At 61.4% G+C, this 4752-nt stretch carries 6 protein-coding genes; 4 read left to right on the forward strand and 2 right to left on the reverse strand.

The genetic code is table 11. The features are described from left to right. Nucleotides 1-8: 8 nt before the first annotated feature. Nucleotides 9-191: a rubredoxin gene (locus VG320_RS30695; RefSeq protein ID WP_027816562.1), complete on the reverse strand. Its 183-nt coding sequence runs from the start codon at nucleotides 189-191 to the stop codon at nucleotides 9-11. 264 nt (nucleotides 192-455) lie between these two features. On the opposite strand from VG320_RS30695, the gene VG320_RS30700 reads away from it, so the two are divergent. The 4 genes from VG320_RS30700 (at nucleotide 456) to VG320_RS30715 (ending at nucleotide 4379) form a co-directional block, all read left to right on the forward strand. Further along, nucleotides 456-1229: a hypothetical protein gene (locus tag VG320_RS30700; RefSeq protein ID WP_327203830.1), complete on the forward strand. Its 774-nt coding sequence runs from the start codon at nucleotides 456-458 to the stop codon at nucleotides 1227-1229. After that, nucleotides 1226-1618, forward strand: a complete 393-nt coding sequence (locus VG320_RS30705) for a hypothetical protein (protein ID WP_327203831.1) — start codon at nucleotides 1226-1228, stop codon at nucleotides 1616-1618. The genes VG320_RS30700 and VG320_RS30705 overlap by 4 nt, the downstream gene beginning before the upstream one ends. A gap of 252 nt (nucleotides 1619-1870) precedes the next feature. Further along, entirely contained in the window at nucleotides 1871-2284 is a 414-nt protein-coding gene (locus VG320_RS30710) for a DUF4399 domain-containing protein (protein ID WP_327203832.1), read from the forward strand. Between the two features lie 166 nt (nucleotides 2285-2450). Then, nucleotides 2451-4379: an ATP-binding cassette domain-containing protein gene (locus tag VG320_RS30715; RefSeq protein WP_327203833.1), complete on the forward strand. Its 1929-nt coding sequence runs from the start codon at nucleotides 2451-2453 to the stop codon at nucleotides 4377-4379. A gap of 33 nt (nucleotides 4380-4412) precedes the next feature. On the opposite strand, the gene VG320_RS30720 is transcribed toward VG320_RS30715, so the two are convergent. Next, nucleotides 4413-4752 (reverse strand): DUF86 domain-containing protein (locus VG320_RS30720; RefSeq protein WP_327203834.1); only part of this gene is annotated, 340 nt, incomplete at its 5' end.

Raw genomic sequence — 4752 nt, forward strand, 5'->3', positions numbered from 1 at the left:
ACGCTGTATCAGAACTCGACGACGGCGAATTCGGCCTTGCCCACATCGCACAACGGGCAGCGCCAGTCTTCCGGAATGTCCGCGAAGCGCGTGCCTGCCGCGATGCCTTCGTCGGGCAACCCTTCTTCTTCGTTATAGATCCAGCCGCAGATCAGACAAACCCAGCTCTTGTACTCAATAACTTCGCTCACAACACACCTTTGTTCATTGCCATTCGCGGCGCGGGGCCGCGGAAAAATCCCTTCATATGGCCCCGATTGGCCGGGGCGAGGGCGACCCGGGATGTTACCGGAAAATGATGGAGGCACCTTTCGCGGGGCGTTTTGGTCCACGTTGTAGCAACGATCTACGCTTGCATGCGAAGGGGACGTTTACAGACCCAGGGCAAAGCGTGCGTACAGGCATTTCTGCTAGTATCGATCGGCGATTGATTGATTTTTTTTGGGGATGGATTCGTGAATCAGCCGGCACAAGCAGGCGTCCAGGGTCTCAACGAGCTTTACCACATGGTCGCTCATGGGCAGAACAACGCTTTAGCGGTAAAGCGTTACGAGCGTGAGGCGCGTACGCTGCTAGCGAGAGATGGAATGGCTCCGGCCTTTGCCTGGCTGGCGATTGGCGCTGCCACGTTTCTCCAGGGAAAGCACAGCGAAAGCGTCGAAGCGCTGAGCAATGCCGTGAAGCTCGCGCCGCAAGACGAGCCGGTTCTTGGCAACGCCTGTTCCATTTTCAGTATTGCTGGTGAGACGGAACTCGCTGTCGATGCGGCGCATCGGCTCCTCGGAATTGTCGTGACGAGAGATGGCAAGCTCGGTGCACTTAGGGCTTTGGAAAAGGCGCTTCGTTTTGAGGAAGTGCTCGAAATGGGGGAGAAGGTCAATTTACAGTTTAGTGACGCCTATCGAGAATCTGCGGCGAGCCTGCTCAGTATTGCCAACGCCCACGGCGCGACCCCTGATTTGAGAGCGAAGCTTATCGATGCTGCCGCTGAAGCGGTACGTTCCCGAGGTTGCATCGTGAGGCAATCGACGCTTGTCCAGGTCGACGACCAGTTGCGGTACGAACTTTTCATTGATGAAACAGCGCGCCGATGCGCAGAGATGAATTTCGCAATCGCACAAGCGCTGTATGAGAAGTTTGACGATCCGGTACCTGAGTTCGTTACGTTTTCCTGCCGGCCGCTCAGCTCGTTCCAGTTCAATGGCGACATCATCGAGGTACACCGGTGAGCATTTCCGTTCAGGATTTACTGTCTCTCGCGCATGCGCTAGGCAATGGCGCTGGGGAGTCTGAGTGGCGCTCAGGCGCCTCGCGCGCGTATTACGCGGCCTATCATAGAGCGCTCGAAGTGGCCGATGCGTGCTTACCCACGAATCTGTTCGCGGCAGGTGAGCACGAGCGGTTGACTGAGCGTTTCAAGCAACACTCGATGAAGGGGAAGCAGATAGCCTATGTGCTGATCGACTTGAAAAAGACGCGCACTACGGCAGACTACAAGCTTACGGCGGCGTTTCAACAAGCTGATGCCACAGATTTCATTCCGAAGTGTGAGGTCTTTCTCGAAAAAGTTGACGAGTTCCATTCGCAGATTTCCGGCACGCAAGCAACGGGGTTGTAATCCCGGCTTAATGTCCAGATGAAAGTGGCCGCAAAATGCGGCCACTTTCATTTATGGAGCATCGGATGGCCTGAGTGTTTGCACGACACGACGCGCAGTGACACGAAAACTTTCCCGCTTTCGCGGGGTACATACCGAATGCCAGCCGCGCGCCGTTGCGTCATCGCGGCGGTGTATGCTTGGCCGCGAGCGCATCGGCAACACATCAGCAAACCTCTGTAACGCAGGATTCATCCATCACAGGAGCGAGCAATGATGAAAAAAAACTGGCTGGCCGGTATGACCTTCGCGGCGTGCCTTGTGGCCAACGGCTTCGCGAGCAGCGTCGCGCATGCTGAGGGCGTGTACTTCGTTGAACCGAAGGACGGCGCGACCGTGAGCAATCCGGTGCATGTGAAATTCGGCGTCGACGGCATGACGGTCGCACCCGCTGGCACCGTCACGCCTGACACGGGCCACCATCATCTGCTGATCGACGGCCAGCCGCTGCCGCAAGGCCAGGTTGTGCCCGCCAACGACAAATCGATTCACTACGGCAAGGGCCAGACCGAAGCCGATATCACCCTGCCGCCCGGAGATCACACGCTCACGGCGCAGTTCGCCAACGGCGCGCACCAGTCCTATGGCCCCGCGTGGAGCCAGACCATCACGGTGCATGTGAAGTAACGCACGACGCAACTCACACGCGGCCCGGCTCCGGCGCGAGCTGGGCCGGGTAACTTCAGGGCCCGGCCTTCGCGGCCCGACCTGCGCGGCCCGACCTGCGCGGCCCGACCTCCGCGGCCCGGTACAATACGCGCTTGCTCTCCAACGCAGGCCACGGTTTCCATCCATGTCGCTTTATTCCATCTCCGGCGCGCAACTCGCGTTCGGCCACGTCGCGCTGCTCGATCACGCGGACTTTTCGCTCGAAGCTGGCGAGCGCGTAGGCTTGATCGGCCGTAACGGCGCGGGCAAGTCGTCGCTGCTCACGATCGTCGCCGATCTCGCCAAACCCGACGACGGCCTCGTTACGCGCCAGCAGGACCTCACGACCGTCTACGTGCCGCAGGAGCCGGATTTCGACACCGACGCCACCGTGTTCGACACGGTCGCCTCCGGTCTCGCGCAGGTGCGCGCGCTGTTCGACGAGTACGACACGGTTGCGCACAAACTCGCGGAAACGCCCGAAGGCGCCGAACACGACGCGCTGCTCGCGCGCATGAACACGCTGCAATCGTCGCTCGATCATGCCGACGGCTGGAACTGGCGCACGCGCGTCGCCACCACGCTCGCGCAGATCGGTCTGGAAGGCGAGGCGCGCGTGGGCGCGCTCTCGGGCGGCATGCAAAAGCGCGTGGCGCTGGCGCGCGCGCTCGTGCTGCAGCCCGACGTGCTGCTGCTGGACGAGCCGACCAACCACCTCGACTTCGACGGCATCCGCTGGCTGGAAGAACTGCTGGTTTCGCAGCGTTCGAGCCTGCTGTTCATCACCCACGATCGTGCGTTCCTCGACCGCGTGGCCACGCGCATCGTCGAACTCGATCGCGGCAAGCTGCTCTCGTATCCGGGCAACTTCTCGCAGTATCAGGAACGCAAGGCGCTGCAACTGGAAGTCGAGCGCGTCGAAAACGAGAAGTTCGACAAGCTGCTCGCGCAGGAAGAAGTGTGGATCCGCAAGGGCGTGGAAGCGCGCCGCACGCGCAGCGTCGGGCGTATCGCGCGCCTCGTGCAGATGCGCAACGACCGCGCCGAGCGCCGCAACGTGCAGGGCAACGTGAAGCTCGACGTGGCGCAGGGCGAGAAGTCGGGCAAGATCGTCGCGGAACTCACGGATGTCGTGAAGCGCTACGGCGGCCGCACGATTGTGGACGGTTTCACGGGCACGGTCATGCGCGGCGACAAGATCGGCTTTGTCGGCCCGAACGGCGCGGGCAAGACCACGCTGCTCAAGCTGATTCTGGGCGATCTGAAGCCTGATGAAGGTACGGTGCGTGTGGGCACGAACCTGCAGGTCGCGTACTTCGACCAGATGCGCGCGCAGCTCGACCTCGAAAAGACCCTCGCGGATACGATTAGCCCAGGCAGCGACTGGGTCGAGATCAACGGCGCGAAGAAGCACGTCATGAGCTATCTGGGCGACTTCCTGTTCGCGCCCGAGCGCGCGCGTTCGCCTGTGAAGTCGCTCTCGGGCGGCGAGCGCAACCGTCTGCTGCTGGCGCGTCTGTTCGCGCGGCCGGCGAACGTGCTGGTGCTGGACGAGCCGACCAACGATCTCGACATCCCGACGCTCGAACTGCTCGAAGAACTGCTCGCAGATTACGACGGCACCGTGCTGCTGGTCTCGCACGATCGCGCGTTCCTCGACAACGTGGTGACGTCGGTGATCGCGTCCGAAGGCGAAGGGCGCTGGCGCGAGTATGTGGGTGGCTTCACCGACTGGCAGACACAGAGCGCGCGTTCGCAGGAAATCGCCGAGGCGCGTGCGCCGAAGGAAGCCGCACCGGCTGCTGCTGCACCGAAGGACAGCGCGACGGGGCGCAACGCGCAGCGCAGCGTGAAGCTGTCGTTCAAGGAACAGCGCGAGCTGGAAGAGCTGCCCAAGCGCATCGAGGCGCTGGAGACGGAGCAGAAAACTATCGGCGCGCAGATCGAGGATGGCTCGATCTTCGCGAAGGATGGGAAGGAAGCGACGCGCCTGACCGAGCGCTATGGCCAGATCGACGAGGAATTGCTCGTCGCGCTGGAGCGCTGGGAAGAGCTTGAGGCGAAGCGCAAGTGATGTGAGAGAAGCGGCCTGTGAGGGCCGCTTTTTTTATCTGGACGTCAACTGCAAGAGCTTGTGCACCAGATCGGGCACCCAGGTGTGTGCGGTGCTCCAGACAATGCTTGTGTCGACGGAAAAATACGCGTGCGAGATGCGATTGCGCATGCCATACATCGCTTCCCAAGGTATTTCCGGGTGCGCGGCGGCGAACGCTGGATCGCCGCGCATGATATTGCGTGCCGCTTCACCGATGATTTCGAGGTTCCGTACAACGGCGTCGACAGCCATCGGTGTTGCCTCAAAGCTTTCCTGCGAAAGCGGTGCGAGGTAAGCGCGGATGCGGTCGGCGGCGTCGAGCATATGCTGCAGGTAATCTGGCGTTCGCAGA

Origin of the sequence: Paraburkholderia sp., from assembly GCF_035948235.1 — a bacterium.
Lineage (GTDB): Bacteria > Pseudomonadota > Gammaproteobacteria > Burkholderiales > Burkholderiaceae > Paraburkholderia.